The organism is Comamonas brasiliensis (assembly GCF_018292285.1).
GTDB lineage: Bacteria > Pseudomonadota > Gammaproteobacteria > Burkholderiales > Burkholderiaceae_C > Comamonas > Comamonas brasiliensis.
Genome location: NZ_JAANES010000002.1, coordinates 305,094 through 319,240, shown reverse-complemented (window position 1 = coordinate 319,240; position 14,147 = coordinate 305,094). Strand labels below are relative to the sequence as shown.

The following is a 14,147-nucleotide window of genomic DNA, read 5'->3' as shown; positions in this document are numbered from 1 at the left end:
GCTTGCGCCGGTCAGTATTGCATTTCAGGTTGATATCAGTCTGAAATGTAGGAGGGACTTGCGCAAGCTGCTTCTTTTTTTGAAAGCGATCCTACTGGCCACCTGACAGCCTCGTGTAAAGCAGCATGTACCGTGCCTTTGGGCAGGACCATCACAGGGCCTGAAGGCAGGAGGCAGAAAGGCAGAAAGGCAGATCAGGATTCCTTCTTGAGGATTCCGTAGCGCGCCAGGGTTTTCTCCCGCGCCGCCGCATGATCCACGACGGGCAAGGGATAGTCGCGCCCCAGTGCGATGCCTGCTTCGGCCAGTTCCAGCGGCTTGGCCAGCCAGGGAGCATGCCGCAGTTTGGCCGGCAAGGGCGTCAGCTCGGGCGCGTAGCGCACGATGAACTTGCCGTCCGGATCGAACTTCTCGCTCTGGGTCACCGGGTTGAAGATGCGGAACCAGGGCTGGGCATCGCAGCCCGTGGAGGCCGCCCATTGCCAGCCGCCGTTATTGGCCGCCAGATCGAAGTCATTGAGCTTTTCGGCGAAATAGGCTTCGCCCCGGCGCCAGTCCAGACCCAGGTCCTTGACCAGAAAGCTGGCCGTGACCATGCGCAGCCGGTTGTGCATATAGCCGCTGGTATTGAGCTGGCGCATGGCGGCATCGACCAGCGGGTAGCCGGTGCGGCCTTCGCACCAGGCGGCAAAGAGGGCGTCGGCTTCGGCTCCCGTCTCCCATTCGATAGCGTCATAGGCTGGCTTGAAGCTGCGTTCCACGACATAGGGTTGGTGGGCCAGGATCTGGAAGTAGAAGTCGCGCCAGATCAGCTCGCTGAGCCAGGTGGCCGCCCCTTCGCGCGCTGCGGCAGACCAGTCCTCGTTGTGCGTCGCCTCATGGGCGAGCCGGGCCAGCTCGCGTATCGACACGGTGCCGAAGCGCAGATGGACGCTGAGATAGCTGGGCCCCTTGAGGGCAGGAAAGTCGCGCGCCGTCTTGTACTGCGGCAGGCGCGGCAGAAAATCGGCCAGCAACTGGCGCGCACCGCTGACTCCGGTGGGCAGGCGCAGGCCGGCCAGCGTGTCTGGGGCAAATCCCAGATCCGCAGCCGTGGGAATCGCGCGGCGCTCGGTGTCCGGCAGGTCGGCCAGCTTGCTCGCCAGATCGCGCTCGCTGGGGTAGGCCGAGAGATAGAACGGCGTGATTTTCCGCAGCCAGGCATTCTTGTAAGGCGTGAAGACCGAAAACGGCGACAGGCTCTGGGTCAGCACCTCGTCGCGCGCAAAGATGCGGTGGTCCTTGAAGCGCAGCAGCAACTGCCCCTGGCTCTTGAGGCTGCGCGCCACATGGGCATCGCGGGCGAGAGCCGCCGGTTCGTCGTCGTCGTTGCAGAAGACCGCACCCGCGCCCAGCTGCCGGGCCAGGGCCGGGATGATGTCCTGGGGCAGACCGCGCCGCGTGATCAGCCCTGTCTGCGGGCGCCCCGTGGTCTCGCGCAGGGCCGCATCCAGCTCGGACAGACTCTGGCAGATGAATTCCACGCGGCGGTCGGCGCGGGGCAGGGCGGCAAGAATGCTGTCGTCGAAGACAAAGACGCAATACAGCTTTTCACATTGCTGCAATGCATGATAAAGGGCCGCGTTATCGGCCAGGCGCAGGTCGCGCCGCAGCCAGATCAAGCCCACAGGGTAAGAAGGAGTCATGGATCGCCATTAAAATCGCTGCATGTCTGCAGAATCTGCGCCTATCAACTTGACGCACCACTTCCTGATTGCCATGCCCGGCCTGGAAGATGAGTCGTTTTCGCGCAGCGTTGTTTACCTGTGCGAGCATAGCGAGCGTGGCGCGCTCGGTCTGATTATCAACAAGCCCTCCAAGCTCAGCCTGCAAGGCCTGCTGCAAAAAGTGGATTTGGGTCTCAAACGCGATGATTTGCGCGATCAGCAGGTCTTTACCGGTGGCCCGGTGCAGACCGATCGCGGCTTTGTGCTGCATGAGCCCATGGTCATCGAAGGCGCACCCGAGAACGAATCGGCCTATGCCTCGACCATGACCATTCCAGGCGGTCTGGAGATGACCACGTCCAAGGATGTGCTCGAAGCCCTGTCGGACGGTGCCGGCCCCAGGCGCGTGCTGGTCACGCTGGGTTACTCCTCCTGGGATGAAGGCCAGCTCGAATCCGAAATCGGCGAAAACGCCTGGTTGACCGTGGAAGCCGACCCCGAGGTGATCTTCAGCACCCCGGTGGACGAGCGCTATGACCGCGCCCTGGGCCTGCTGGGTCTGCAGCGCTGGATGCTGTCCCCTGAGTCGGGTCGCGCATGAACGATATTTCCTCTTCCAACAAGGCCGCCGATGCGGCCTTTTCCTCGACTTTTTCCTCGGCCGAAAATGCGGCTGCCAGGCCTGCAGCGGCACCCGCACCGCAAAAGCCCGAGGTGCCGGCCCATTTCCAGCAGTTCCTGGGTTTTGACTTCGGCATCAAGCGCACGGGTTGCGCCTCGGGCAACCGCGTGCTGGGCGGCGCCAACCCGCTGCCCACCATCAAGGCCGAAGGGGCGGATGCACGCCTGGCCGCAGTGGAGAAGCTGATCCGCGAGTGGCAGCCCAATGCCCTGGTGATAGGCGTGCCCTACCACCCCGATGGCGCGGCGCACGAGAACACGGCCCGGGCCCTGAAATTCGGCCGCCAGCTCAGAAGCCGCTTCAAGCTGCCGGTGTACGAGGTGGACGAACGCTACAGCACGACCGAAGCCCTGGCGGGTGGCGCACGCGACGCCGACGCGGCTTCGGCCTGCATCATTCTTGAACAGTTTTTGAGGAGTCTCCCATGAGTGAAACCATTGCAGGTCAGGGCAGCCTGATCCTGGACGCCGAAGCCCTGTATAGCGAGCTGCTGCGCGGCGTGCAGCGCATCATGGGCCCCAATACCCGTCTGGCGGGCATAACCTCGGGCGGGGCCTGGCTGGTCGAGCGTCTGCACAAGGATCTGAACCTCAAGGGCAAGCCCAGCGTGCTGTCTTCCTCGCTGCACCGCGACGATTTTGCCCAGCGCGGCATGGCTTCCAGCGCCCAGACCCAGATTGCCTTCGATGTGAACGGCGCCGATGTGCTGGTGCTGGACGATGTGCTCTACACCGGCCGCACCGTGCGCGCCGTGCTCAACGAACTCTATGACTACGGCCGTCCCGCCAGCGTGCGACTGGCCGTCCTGGTGGACCGGGGAGGGCGCGAGCTGCCCATCCAGGCCGACTTTGCCGCAGCGCGCGTGGCGCTGCCGGCCGACCGTTCCCTGGCGCTGGCGCGCGACGAGAGCGGTGTTTTCCACTTCCGCATTCAAGAGGCCTGATCGTGCTGTACAAGCGCAACCCCCAACTCAACAAGAACGGCGAGCTGATCCACCTGCTCTCCACCGAAGGCCTGTCCAAGAACATCCTGACCCAGATTCTCGACACGGCCAGCAACTTCGTCAGCGTCAACGACCGTGAAGTCAAGAAGGTGCCTCTGCTGCGCGGCAAGAGCGTGTTCAATCTCTTCTTCGAGAACAGCACGCGTACCCGCACCACCTTCGAGATTGCGGCCAAGCGCCTGTCGGCCGATGTGTTCAACCTGGACATCGCGCGCAGCTCGGCCAGCAAGGGCGAGACCCTGCTGGACACCATCGACAACCTCTCGGCCATGGCGGCCGACATCTTTGTCGTGCGCCACAGCGAGTCCGGTGCTCCCTATCTGATCGCCAAGCATGTGGCGCCCCATGTGCATGTGGTCAATGCCGGCGACGGCCGCCATGCCCACCCCACCCAGGGCCTGCTGGACATGTACACCATCCGCCATTACAAGCAGGATTTCTCCAATCTGCGCGTGGCCATCGTGGGCGACGTGCTGCACTCGCGCGTGGCGCGCTCGGACATCCACGCCCTGACCACGCTCGGCGCTGCCGAGGTGCGCGTGGTCGGCCCGCGTACTCTGGTGCCCTCGGACATGGCTAGCATGGGCGTGCGCGTCTTCCACAATCTGGAGGAGGGCATCAAGGACTGCGACGTCATCATCATGCTGCGCCTGCAGAACGAGCGCATGAGTGGCGCGCTGCTGCCTTCGAGCCAGGAATACTTCAAGAGCTTCGGCCTGACCGAAAAGCGCCTGGAGCTGGCCAAGCCCGATGCCATCGTCATGCACCCCGGCCCCATCAACCGCGGCGTGGAGATCGACTCCGCCGTGGTGGACGGACCGCAGGCCGTGATCCTGTCTCAGGTGACCTTCGGCATCGCCGTGCGCATGGCTGTCATGTCCATCGTCGCGGGGAATGAGGCTTGATGGGACATCAGGCCATCCCCCTGAGCGGCTGCGCCGCTTCCCCCTTCTCTCGCAGCGCTGCTGCGGGAAGGGGGACGACGCCCTCGCCGCGAGGCGGCTCTTGCTCGGCGTCTCTCGCGGCAGCTGGCCGGTACACAGGGCAGGGTGGCATTGGGTTCAATATGTTTTTTGTAGCTGCTAGCGCTTGTGTGGCAAGGGCTGGCAGCCAATTTGGTGCCAAACCATGAAGATTCTGATTCGCAATGGCCGGGTGATGGACCCGGCACGAGGTTTCGACCAGCAGGCCGATATCGCCATCGATGGCAGCGTGATCGCCGCCATCGGCACGGTGCCTGAGGGTTTTGTGGCCGAGCGTGAAATCGACGCCTCGGGCCAGTGGGTGCTGCCCGGTCTGGTGGACCTGGCCGTGCGCCTGCGCGAGCCCGGTCACGAGCATGAAGGCATGCTGCAGTCCGAGATGGCGGCTGCCGTGGCCGGCGGCGTGACCAGCCTGGTCTGCCCGCCCGATACCGAGCCCGTGCTCGACGAGCAGGGCCTGGTGGAAATGCTCAAGTTCCGTGCCGAGAAGCAGCACAAGTCGCGTCTGTTCCCCATGGGAGCACTGACCGTAGGCCTCAAGGGCGAAACGCTCACCGAGATGGCCGAGCTGACCGAGTCCGGCTGCGTGGCCTTCGGTCAGGCGGACGTGCCGCTGTCCAGCATCACCACGCTCAGCCGTGCGCTGAGCTACGCCAACACCTTTGGCTATGCCGTGTGGCTGCGCCCGCAGGACAAGGATCTGGGCAAGGGCGTGGCCGCCAGTGGCGCGCTGGCGACCCGCATGGGTCTGGCCGGGGTGTCCGTGGCGGCGGAGACGATTGCGCTGCACACCATCTTCGAGCTGATCCGTGGCTCGCAGACCCGGATTCACCTGTGCCGCATCTCCAGCGCAGCAGGCGTGGAGCTGGTGCGCCGGGCCAAGGCCGAAGGCCTGAACGTGACCGCCGACGTGTCCATCAACTCGCTGCTGTTGACCGAGAACGATATCGGTTACTTCGACAGCAGCGCCCGTGTGGTGCCCGTGCTGCGCCAGCAGCGCGACCGCGATGCGCTGTCTGCCGCACTGGCGGACGGCACCATCGATGCGCTGGTGTCCGATCACTGCCCGGTGGACGAAGACGCCAAGGTGCTGCCTTTTGCCGAAGCCGAACCCGGTGCAACCGGCGTGGAGCTGCTGCTGTCCATCGCCGTGAAGTGGAGCCGTGACTACAAGGTGCCGCTGAACCGCGCATTGGCAGTCGTGACTTCGGCGCCCGTGGCCGTGCTGGGCAGTGCGCTGGGCGAGCAGCAGTCCCTGCTGGGGCAGCTCAGCGTGGGCGGCGTGGCTGATCTGTGCATCGTCGACCCCGAGGCCGAGTGGACGGTTGATCCCAAGGCGCTGCAGAGCCAGGGCAAGAGCACTCCCTTCAATGGCTACGAGCTGCCTGCGCGCGTGGTAACGACTATCGTTGACGGCGCTGTCGCTTATCAACGATAGGCTCCCCCTGAGCGGCTTTGCCGCTTCCCCCTCTCTCGATGCGTTGCATCGGGAGGGGGCGACACCCTCGGTGCGTGGCGGCGCTTGCTCGGTGCCTCTGACTTTGCATTGCGCCAGTCTTAGGCGCTTGCCGGTTTCAAGTTGGTGCAACTTGTGCGGGGCGAGTCGCTAAACTCTTTGAGAATCATGGCAAACGGCTTGCACAAAATCAGAACCGGCTTGCGCGCAGTCTGGCGCGGACTGCGTCTGCTGGCCCATGTGGCCAAGGGCGCCTGGATCGTGGCGTTTCGCTTTCCGCAGCTGCACTACCAGCAGCAGCACGAGCATGTGCAGGCCTGGGCCGCAGCGCTGCTGCTGCGCGCCGGGGTGCAGCTGGAGGTCAGAGGCCTGCCGCCAGCCAAAGGGCCGGTGCTGATGGTCAGCAACCATATCTCCTGGCTCGATATTCCCCTGCTGCATGCGGCACGCCATTGCCGCTTCATCTCCAAGTCCGATGTCAAGGGCTGGCCCATCATCGGCACGCTGGCGACGGCAGCGGGCACGCTCTACATCCAGCGCAGCTCGCGCCGCGATGCAGTGCGCATGGTGGGTGCCATGGAAGAGGCCTTCAAACGCGGCGAAATCCTGGCCGTCTTCCCCGAGGGGACGACGGGTGACGGGCGCAGCCTGCTCTCGTTTCACTCCAATCTGCTCGAAGCCGCCGTGCAATGCGATGCGCCGGTGCAGCCCGTGGGGCTGCGCTTTGTCGATGGCAAAACCGGCGGCACCAGCTATGCCGCCACCTATGTGGGCGACGAGACCCTGCTGGGCTCCATCTGGCGCGTGCTTTGCTCGGACCAGCTGATTGCCGTGGTGCATTACGGCGAGGCAGAGACTGCCCAGGGACGCGACCGCCGCGCCTGGGCCAAGGACCTGCACACCGAGGTGGACAGGCTGCGCCAGAGCTAGGTGCTCTGCCGGCGCTTTCCGCGGTCGGTCAAACCCGTGTAGGCTGCGCGCATGCACGCCAGAGTTTTGCGCTATCTCGATGAAGTGGTCCGCCGCGGCTCCATCCGCAAGGCGGCCGAGTACCTGCATGTGGCTCCCACGGCCGTGAACCGGCAGATCCTCGATCTGGAGGCCGAACTGGGTGCGCCGCTGTTCGACCGCATCCACAATCGCCTACGCCTGACGCCTCTGGGTGAGATGGTGCTGACCCATGTGCGCAGCACCTTGCGCGAACATGCAGCGCTGCGCGAGCGCATTGCCGACTTCAAGGGCATGAGACGCGGCGAGATCACGGTGGCGGCGACGTCGGGCCTGGCGGGCTCCTTGCTGCCATCGCTGGTGCATGACTTTCGCAGCAGCCATCCGGGGATGGTCGTGCGTGTCATCGACCTGCCCATACAGGCCATTGTGTCTGCCGTGGAAGCAGGGGAGGTGGACCTGGGTCTTGCCTACGATCTGGCGCCCAGACCCGGTTTGCGCATGCTGGCAGCCAGCGAATGGCAGATCGGAGCCATCCTGCCGGTCAAGCACCCACTGGCCCATCAGTCGTCGCTGCTGCTCAGCGAATGCGTGGGTCATCCGCTGATTCTGCCGGCACCTGCCCTGACCATACGCAGTCTGCTCAACGAAGCCTTCGCGCGCAGTGCCATCGAGGTGACGCCGGTGGCCGAGTCCACCTCCATGGCCTTGATACAGCGCCTGGTCATGCTGGGCGAAGGCATTGCCCTGCTCAACGCGCTGGATGTGCTGGAGGAGCTGGATCGCGGCTCGCTCAGTTTCGTGCCTCTGCGCGACGCACATCTGCAGCGCCAGACTCTGATGCTGTTCGTGCGCAAGGGCGCGGAGCTGAGTGCCGCCGCAGCACTCATGGCGGCAAGCATCGAATCCGCGCTGGCGCGGCTCTACGCCAGAAAACACTGATTCTTTGTCCACATTTTGTGGACATGGTTGGCGGAATTCAGCGCTATCGCGCGCCTGGGCGGCTCTCTAGACTTGCGCTTCTTGTTTAGAGAGAAAGAAACCATGACCCTGATAGCCCTGAATGCCGACGTACTGGTCACCATGGATGCGCAGCGCCGCGAGATCAAAGATGGCGCTCTGGTGGCGGACGGCCCAGCCCTGCTGTGGGTGGGCGCCACGGCCGAGCTGCCGGCGCAGTATCGCCGCATGGCAGACGAGGGCCAGGCGCGCGTGCTGGACATGCGCGGCAAGGTCGTGACGCCGGGCCTGGTCAACACCCACCACCACATGTATCAGAGCCTGACGCGTGCCGTGCCGGCCGCTCAGGATGCCGAGCTGTTCTCGTGGCTGCAGAACCTCTACATGCTGTGGTCGCACCTGACACCCGAGATGATCCATGTCTCGACCCAGACCGCCATGGCCGAACTCATGCTGTCGGGCTGCACCACGACCAGCGACCATCTGTACCTGTTTCCCAATGGCTCGCGCCTGGACGACTCCATTGCGGCTGCGCAGCAGATGGGCATGCGCTTTCACGCCGCACGCGGCTCCATGAGCTTGGGCCGCAGCAAGGGCGGCTTGCCACCCGATGTGGTGGTTGAGGAGGAAGAGGCCATTTTGCGCGACAGCCTGCGACTGATTCAGCAGTATCACGATGGCTCGCGCCACTCCATGCTGCGCGTGGTGCTGGCGCCCTGTTCGCCGTTCTCGGTGACCCGCGATCTGATGCGCGAATCGGCGGTGCTGGCGCGTGCGCACGGCGTCTCGCTGCACACCCATCTGGCCGAGAACGACAACGACGTGGCTTTCTCGCGGGAGAAGTTCGGCCTGACCCCGGCGCAATACGCCGAGGACCTGGGCTGGGTGGGGCGCGACGTCTGGCATGCGCATTGCGTCAAGCTCGATCCCGAAGGCATTGCGCTGTTTGCGCGCACCGGCACCGGTGTGGCGCACTGCCCATGCTCCAACATGCGCCTGGCCTCGGGCATTGCGCCCATTCGCAGCATGCGCGATGCGGGCGTGCCCGTGGCCCTGGGTGTGGACGGCAGCGCATCGAACGACGGAGCCCACATGCTGGGCGAGGCGCGCCAGGCCATGCTGCTGCAGCGCGTAGGCTACGGCCCGGCGGCCATGAGTGCCCGCGAGGCACTGGAAATTGCCACGCTGGGCGGTGCACGCGTGCTCAACCGCGACGACATCGGCGCGCTGGCCCCCGGCATGTCGGCCGACTTCGTGGCCTTCGACATGGAGGCTGTCGGCTATGCGGGCGCAGGCCACGACCCCGTGGCGGCGCTGGTGTTCTGCACGCCGGCCAATGTGTCCAGCAGCGTCATCAACGGCCGCGTGGTGGTCGAGGATGGACGCCTGCTGACTGCCGACCTGCCCGTGGTGCTGGGCCAGCACCGCAATCTTGCGCGCAGCCTGTTCGAGCGGGCTGCAGCAGGACATTGAGACTTTTCGGTGACGGCCATCGCGGGTCCATTGCGATGGCCGGACATCGGTGTGAGAGAGATTCCAAGCCTTTGCGGCACTGGAAGAAAAGTGGGCTCGGGACTGGTGTCAGGTGACTTGGAGTGCCAGAAATTCTTTCTCGATACCGGACAAGCTATACGGCGCCGCGCATGGGCTGTATCGGCAACGGCATATGAGAGCTCCCGGTTGCGTGCTTAGTCTTGTGGCCTTCGCGGGGAAGCCTATTCCCCGGCGATTGCATACCTAAAAAACAGGAGACAAGACCATGGAAAAACTGCTTTACGGGGTGGAAGACCGTCCGCCCAGCCTCATCACCACCACGCTGCTTTCGCTGCAGCATCTGCTCGCCGCGCTGGGCGGCATCATCGCCGTACCGCTGGTGTTCGGCGGTGCGCTCAAGCTGCCGGCCGACCAGATCGTGGCCCTGGTCAATGCGGCTTTGCTGGGCTCGGGCGTCGTCACCATCATCCAGTGCCGCGGCGTGGGGCCTGTCGGCATACGCCTGCCTTGCGTGATGGGTACAAGCTTTGCTTTTGTCGGCGCGGGCATCAGCGTGGGGCTGGAGCATGGCGTTCCCGGCATCCTGGGCTCTTCATTGGTGGGCTCGCTGGTGATGATCATCGGCAGCTTTTTCATGCCGGTGATCCGTCGCTTCTTTCCGCATACCGTGACCAGCGTGGTCGTGACCATGATCGGGCTGTCGCTCACGCCCGTCGCCGTGGACTGGGCCGCAGGCGGCGTGGGCAGCGGCAGCTACGGCGCCGTGGGCAATCTGGCGATTGCGGGCTTTGTGCTGGCGCTGGTGATCGGCTTTGTGCAATGGGGCAAGGGCGTGATTTCGGCATCGGCCGTGGTTCTGGGGATTGCCTGCGGTTATCTGCTGTGCCTGGCCCTGGGTCTGATCGACTTCACCCAGGTGCGCGAAGCGCCGATCTTCGCGATTCCGCAGCCGCTGCATTTCGGCATGAGCTTTCCGGTATCGGGCATCGTTGCCATGTCCATCGCCTTTCTCGTGACCATTGTCGAGACCACGGGCACTTTCATGGCACTGGGAGCGGCAACGCAGACGCCGATCCGCGGCAAGCGCCTGGCCAGCGGCATGTTGTGCGACGGCGTGGGCTCGGCCTTTGCTGCCGTGATGTCGAGCCCGCCGGTTTCCACCTTCGCGCAGAACGTGGGCGTGGTTTCGCTCACCGGCGTGGCCAGCCGCCATGTGGTGATGCTGACCGGCGTGATGCTGCTGCTGGCCGGACTGTTCCCGGTGCTGGGCGCGCTGGTGGTGACGATTCCCCAGCCCGTGCTTGGCGGCGCGGGTCTGATGATGTTTGCCATGATCATCCTGGCCGGCATCCGCATGCTCAGCAGCGCCGAGCAAACACGCCGCAGCGGTCTGATCATTGCGGTCTCGCTGGGTTGTGGCCTGGCCGTGACGGTGCGGCCCGATCTGCTGTCCAAGATGCCGGCCTTTGTACGCGAGGTTTTCGGCTCGGGCATCACCGTGGGTGCGCTGGTGGCCGTAGGCCTGAATCTGCTGCTGCCGGGGCGCGAGCTCGATGCGCATGAGGAAGAGCTGGAGCCGGCGACGGCTGCCGTAGCCGCCACTTCTGCTACGGCCTGACGCCTCCGTGCTGCCCGCTCACAGCGTCATCTTGCTGTCGATGATGACCTTGCGCCAGCGCGCAAGGTCCTTGGCGATCAGATCGCCAAAGACCTTGGGCGTGCTGGGCATGGGCTGGGCGCCTTCGCTTTGCAGACGCTCCAGAATGGCCGGGCTTTTGAGTGAAGCATTGATCTGCTGATTGATTCTGGCGACCACATCGGCAGGCATGTTGGCCGGGCCGACCACGCCATACCATTGGTCGGCCTCGAAGCCGGGCAGGCCTGCTTCGGCCACGGTGGGCACATTGGACAGCGCAGGGATGCGTTGCGGTGATGACACAGCTATCGCCTTGATCTGGCCTGCGCGGATCTGCGCCAGCACGGCGGGAATGCCGGTGAACAGGGCCTGCACCTGACCGGCGACCAGATCATTGACGGCCGGGGCCGTGCCCTTGTAGGGCACATGCTGCATCTTCAGCCCTGCTTGCAGGCTCAGATAGGCCATGGTCATATGCGCGGCGCTGCCGTTGCCGCCCGAGCTGAAGTTCACCGCTCCGGGATTGGCCTTGGCGTAGCTGATGAACGATGCCAGATCATGGACCGGCAGCGAAGGATGCACGACCAGCACATTGGGCACACGCGCCACCCAGGCCAGGGGCGTAAAGCTCTTGATAGGGTCGTAAGGCAGTCTGGGGTAGAGCGTGGGAGTGACGGCCAGCGTGCCCACATGGCCCATGAGCAGGGTGTAGCCATCGGCACCGGCCTTGGCCACGCGGTCCGCGCCAATGCTGCCGCCCGCGCCGGCAACGTTTTCCGGCACCACGCTCTGGCTCCAGGCCAGGGTCAGCTCGTGACCGATGGCACGTCCAAGAATGTCGGCAGAGCCGCCGGGAGTGAACGGAATGACCAGGCGTATGGCCTTGGCGGGATATTTGGCATCTTGCGCCAGGGCTGTCCCGGCCAGCCCTCCCAGGGCGGCTGCTGCAGCCCATTGGCTCCATTGGCGACGGGTCAGCGTCAGGGGCTCGCGCTCGGTGAAAGCGGTCATTGATGTCTCCTGTTGATGTTTTGCAGACAGTCTATGAGATGGCGCACAGCCTGGCTCTGGCGCTGCCGGCATAGCTGCTATGCAGCGACTGCGGGCAAAGCCGGGCTCGCTACACTGCAGCCATGAGCACAAGTACAGACACCCCCGTGAACCGTCCCGACATCACCATCTTCCACAACAACCGCTGCAGCAATTCGCGTGGTGCACTGGCATTGCTGCGCGAGCGGGGCATCGAGCCCAATATCGTGGATTACCTCGCCACGCCACTGACTGCGCCCGAGCTGGCCGAGCTGGTGGCGCATCTGGGCGTGCCTGTGCGTGACTTGCTGCGCAGCAAGGAGGCCCAGTTCAAGGAACTGGGTCTGGACAACGCCGCTGTCAGCGATGTGCAGCTGATTCAGGCCGTGGCTGCGCATCCGGTGCTGCTCAATCGCCCTATCGTGGTCACGCCCAAGGGCGCCAAGCTGTGCCGTCCGCCGGAGCTGGTGCTGGAGCTGATCTGAGTGAGGCGAGTCTCAGGCGCAAGAGGCCTGAGCTCACGGGGCGGCAAGTGGCGGTGGCTGCCGATTCAGGAGCCCTGCGGAAAACCGCGAGCGCCTAAGTCTCGCCTAAGTGTGGATGGTCAAACTTCCCTTCAATGACACCGATCCGGTGCTTTTCTTTGAAAGGATGACCATGAACACAATTCTGTCCACGCCTCGCCGACTGGTGATGGCCCTGGTGGCTGCTGGTGCGATTGGCGCACTGGGCGCCACCGGTGCCGGTCTGGTGGGAACCCGCAGCGCAGCCCAGGCTACCGAGTCTGCTGTGGCTGCACAGCCCGCAGCGCTTAACCTGCCTGCGGTGAATGCTCCCAATTTTGCGGATATCACGGCACGTAACGGCGCGGCCGTGGTCAATATCAGCGTGGTGGGTTCCTCTCGTGCCATGAGCGACGATGAAGGCGACCAGGCCAGCGAACGTCAGCAACAGGGCCCGGGCATCAGTCCTGACGATCCCTTCTTTGAATTCTTCCGCCAGTTCGGCATTCCAGGTATGCCAGGTGGTCAGGGCATGGGGCCGCGTGCGCAGCAGCCCGATACACCCATGCGCGGACAGGGCTCGGGCTTTATCGTGTCCAGCGATGGCGTGATTCTGACCAACGCCCATGTGGTGCGCGGAGCCAAGGAAGTGACGGTCAAGCTCAACGACCGCCGCGAGTTCAGGGCCAAGGTGCTGGGAGCCGACCCCAAGACCGATGTGGCGGTACTCAAGATTGACGCCAGCGGCCTGCCCACGGTCAAGCTGGGCCAGACCAGCCAGCTGCGTGTGGGGGACTGGGTGCTGGCGATAGGCTCGCCCTTCGGATTTGAAAACAGCGTGACGGCCGGTGTGGTGAGTGCCAAGGGGCGTTCTCTGCCTGATGACTCCTTTGTGCCTTTTCTGCAGACGGACGTGGCAATCAACCCCGGCAATTCCGGTGGCCCGCTGTTCAATGCTCAGGGCGAGGTCGTTGGCATCAACAGCCAGATCTACACCCGCTCGGGGGGCTATCAGGGGGTGTCGTTTGCGATTCCCATCGAACTAGCAACCCGTGTGCAACAGCAGATTCAGACAACAGGCAAGGCACAGCATGCCAAGCTGGGCGTGAGCGTGCAGGAGGTCAACCAGGCCTTTGCCGACTCCTTCAAGCTGGACAAGCCGGAAGGTGCATTGGTGGCCAGTGTCGAAAAGAACGGCCCCGCCGCCAAGGCCGGGCTGGAGCCGGGCGATGTGGTGCGCAAGGTGGATGGCAAGCCTGTGGTTGGCTCCGGCGATCTGCCAGCCTTCATCGGCCAGGCCCTGCCCGGGCAGAAGGTGACGCTGGAAGTCTGGCGCAAGGGTGAATCCAAGACCCTGAGCGCGACCCTGGGCGATGCCAGTGACAAGGCGGTGAAGGTGGCCAAGTCCTCACCCGATGGTGACAAGGGCAAGCTGGGTCTGGCGTTGCGCCCCCTGCAGCCCGAGGAGAAGCAGCAGATCGGCGTGGATTCCGGTCTGCTGGTGGCCCAGGCCAGCGGTCCGGCTGCTGCCGCAGGCATCAGCCAGGGTGATGTGCTGCTGTCCATCAACGGCGCACCTGCCGGGAATATCGACGAGGTGCGGGCCGCAGTCGCCAAGGCGGACAAGACCGTGGCCGTGCTGATCTGGCGCGATGGCAACAAGATCTTTGTGCCGGTGCGACTGGGTTGATTGGCGCCTTGACTACGCAGAAAACCGCAACCGCTCCGGTTGCGGTTTTTCTTTATC

At 64.4% G+C, this 14,147-nt stretch carries 13 protein-coding genes; 11 read left to right on the top strand and 2 right to left on the bottom strand.

Annotation, left to right across the window (positions count from 1 at the left end):
• Positions 1-194: 194 nt before the first annotated feature.
• The gene (locus tag DJFAAGMI_RS09910) at positions 195-1,685 is read right to left on the bottom strand and encodes a cryptochrome/photolyase family protein (protein WP_211457014.1); all 1,491 of its coding nucleotides are present in this window, start codon (positions 1,683-1,685) and stop codon (positions 195-197) included.
• Positions 1,686-1,707: 22 nt separating this feature from the next.
• Here DJFAAGMI_RS09910 and DJFAAGMI_RS09905 point away from each other — a divergent pair, with 22 nt between their 5' ends.
• The 9 genes from DJFAAGMI_RS09905 (at position 1,708) to DJFAAGMI_RS09865 (ending at position 10,850) form a co-directional block, all read left to right on the top strand.
• Complete coding sequence (locus tag DJFAAGMI_RS09905; protein WP_003071169.1) at positions 1,708-2,307, top strand: YqgE/AlgH family protein; 600 nt, start codon at positions 1,708-1,710, stop codon at positions 2,305-2,307.
• Positions 2,304-2,816 carry a Holliday junction resolvase RuvX gene (gene ruvX / locus DJFAAGMI_RS09900; protein ID WP_039049773.1) on the top strand — a complete coding sequence of 171 codons (513 nt, stop codon included), beginning with the start codon at positions 2,304-2,306 and terminating at the stop codon, positions 2,814-2,816. The genes DJFAAGMI_RS09905 and ruvX overlap by 4 nt, the downstream gene beginning before the upstream one ends.
• Positions 2,813-3,331 carry a bifunctional pyr operon transcriptional regulator/uracil phosphoribosyltransferase PyrR gene (gene pyrR, locus DJFAAGMI_RS09895; RefSeq protein WP_034366447.1) on the top strand — a complete coding sequence of 173 codons (519 nt, stop codon included), beginning with the start codon at positions 2,813-2,815 and terminating at the stop codon, positions 3,329-3,331. Before ruvX ends, pyrR begins: the two co-directional genes overlap by 4 nt.
• A 2-nt stretch (positions 3,332-3,333) precedes the next feature.
• Entirely contained in the window at positions 3,334-4,296 is a 963-nt protein-coding gene (locus tag DJFAAGMI_RS09890; protein ID WP_211457013.1) for an aspartate carbamoyltransferase catalytic subunit, read from the top strand.
• A gap of 223 nt (positions 4,297-4,519) precedes the next feature.
• A complete protein-coding gene (locus tag DJFAAGMI_RS09885; protein ID WP_211457012.1) occupies positions 4,520-5,812 on the top strand; it encodes a dihydroorotase in 1,293 nt (430 codons plus the stop codon).
• A 186-nt stretch (positions 5,813-5,998) separates the two neighbouring features.
• Positions 5,999-6,760, top strand: a complete 762-nt coding sequence (locus tag DJFAAGMI_RS09880; RefSeq protein ID WP_211457011.1) for a lysophospholipid acyltransferase family protein — start codon at positions 5,999-6,001, stop codon at positions 6,758-6,760.
• 51 nt (positions 6,761-6,811) lie between these two features.
• Positions 6,812-7,720: a LysR family transcriptional regulator gene (locus DJFAAGMI_RS09875; protein WP_039049770.1), complete on the top strand. Its 909-nt coding sequence runs from the start codon at positions 6,812-6,814 to the stop codon at positions 7,718-7,720.
• Positions 7,721-7,822: 102 nt separating this feature from the next.
• Complete coding sequence (locus tag DJFAAGMI_RS09870; protein WP_211457010.1) at positions 7,823-9,211, top strand: 8-oxoguanine deaminase; 1,389 nt, start codon at positions 7,823-7,825, stop codon at positions 9,209-9,211.
• A gap of 286 nt (positions 9,212-9,497) precedes the next feature.
• Complete coding sequence (locus DJFAAGMI_RS09865; RefSeq protein WP_211457009.1) at positions 9,498-10,850, top strand: nucleobase:cation symporter-2 family protein; 1,353 nt, start codon at positions 9,498-9,500, stop codon at positions 10,848-10,850.
• Between the two features lie 18 nt (positions 10,851-10,868).
• Here the strand turns inward: DJFAAGMI_RS09865 and DJFAAGMI_RS09860 are convergent, their stop codons facing one another.
• Positions 10,869-11,879 carry a Bug family tripartite tricarboxylate transporter substrate binding protein gene (locus tag DJFAAGMI_RS09860; protein WP_211457008.1) on the bottom strand — a complete coding sequence of 337 codons (1,011 nt, stop codon included), beginning with the start codon at positions 11,877-11,879 and terminating at the stop codon, positions 10,869-10,871.
• A 122-nt stretch (positions 11,880-12,001) separates the two neighbouring features.
• Between DJFAAGMI_RS09860 and arsC the strand changes: the two genes are divergently transcribed.
• Positions 12,002-12,382, top strand: coding sequence for an arsenate reductase (glutaredoxin) (gene arsC, locus DJFAAGMI_RS09855; protein WP_211457007.1), 381 nt, complete (start codon positions 12,002-12,004; stop codon positions 12,380-12,382).
• A gap of 172 nt (positions 12,383-12,554) precedes the next feature.
• Positions 12,555-14,090: a Do family serine endopeptidase gene (locus tag DJFAAGMI_RS09850; protein ID WP_211457006.1), complete on the top strand. Its 1,536-nt coding sequence runs from the start codon at positions 12,555-12,557 to the stop codon at positions 14,088-14,090.
• Positions 14,091-14,147: the final 57 nt, after the last annotated feature.

Excerpts from the sequence above, each read along its gene's own strand:
- DJFAAGMI_RS09910 (WP_211457014.1), bottom strand. The coding sequence starts at position 1,685 with ATGACTCCTTCTTACCCTGTGGGCTTGATCTGGCTGCGGCGCGACCTG.
- DJFAAGMI_RS09905 (WP_003071169.1), top strand. The coding sequence starts at position 1,708 with ATGTCTGCAGAATCTGCGCCTATCAACTTGACGCACCACTTCCTGATT.
- ruvX (WP_039049773.1), top strand. The coding sequence starts at position 2,304 with ATGAACGATATTTCCTCTTCCAACAAGGCCGCCGATGCGGCCTTTTCC.
- pyrR (WP_034366447.1), top strand. The coding sequence starts at position 2,813 with ATGAGTGAAACCATTGCAGGTCAGGGCAGCCTGATCCTGGACGCCGAA.
- DJFAAGMI_RS09885 (WP_211457012.1), top strand. The coding sequence starts at position 4,520 with ATGAAGATTCTGATTCGCAATGGCCGGGTGATGGACCCGGCACGAGGT.
- DJFAAGMI_RS09880 (WP_211457011.1), top strand. The coding sequence starts at position 5,999 with ATGGCAAACGGCTTGCACAAAATCAGAACCGGCTTGCGCGCAGTCTGG.
- DJFAAGMI_RS09875 (WP_039049770.1), top strand. The coding sequence starts at position 6,812 with ATGCACGCCAGAGTTTTGCGCTATCTCGATGAAGTGGTCCGCCGCGGC.
- DJFAAGMI_RS09870 (WP_211457010.1), top strand. The coding sequence starts at position 7,823 with ATGACCCTGATAGCCCTGAATGCCGACGTACTGGTCACCATGGATGCG.
- DJFAAGMI_RS09865 (WP_211457009.1), top strand. The coding sequence starts at position 9,498 with ATGGAAAAACTGCTTTACGGGGTGGAAGACCGTCCGCCCAGCCTCATC.
- DJFAAGMI_RS09860 (WP_211457008.1), bottom strand. The coding sequence starts at position 11,879 with ATGACCGCTTTCACCGAGCGCGAGCCCCTGACGCTGACCCGTCGCCAA.
- arsC (WP_211457007.1), top strand. The coding sequence starts at position 12,002 with ATGAGCACAAGTACAGACACCCCCGTGAACCGTCCCGACATCACCATC.
- DJFAAGMI_RS09850 (WP_211457006.1), top strand. The coding sequence starts at position 12,555 with ATGAACACAATTCTGTCCACGCCTCGCCGACTGGTGATGGCCCTGGTG.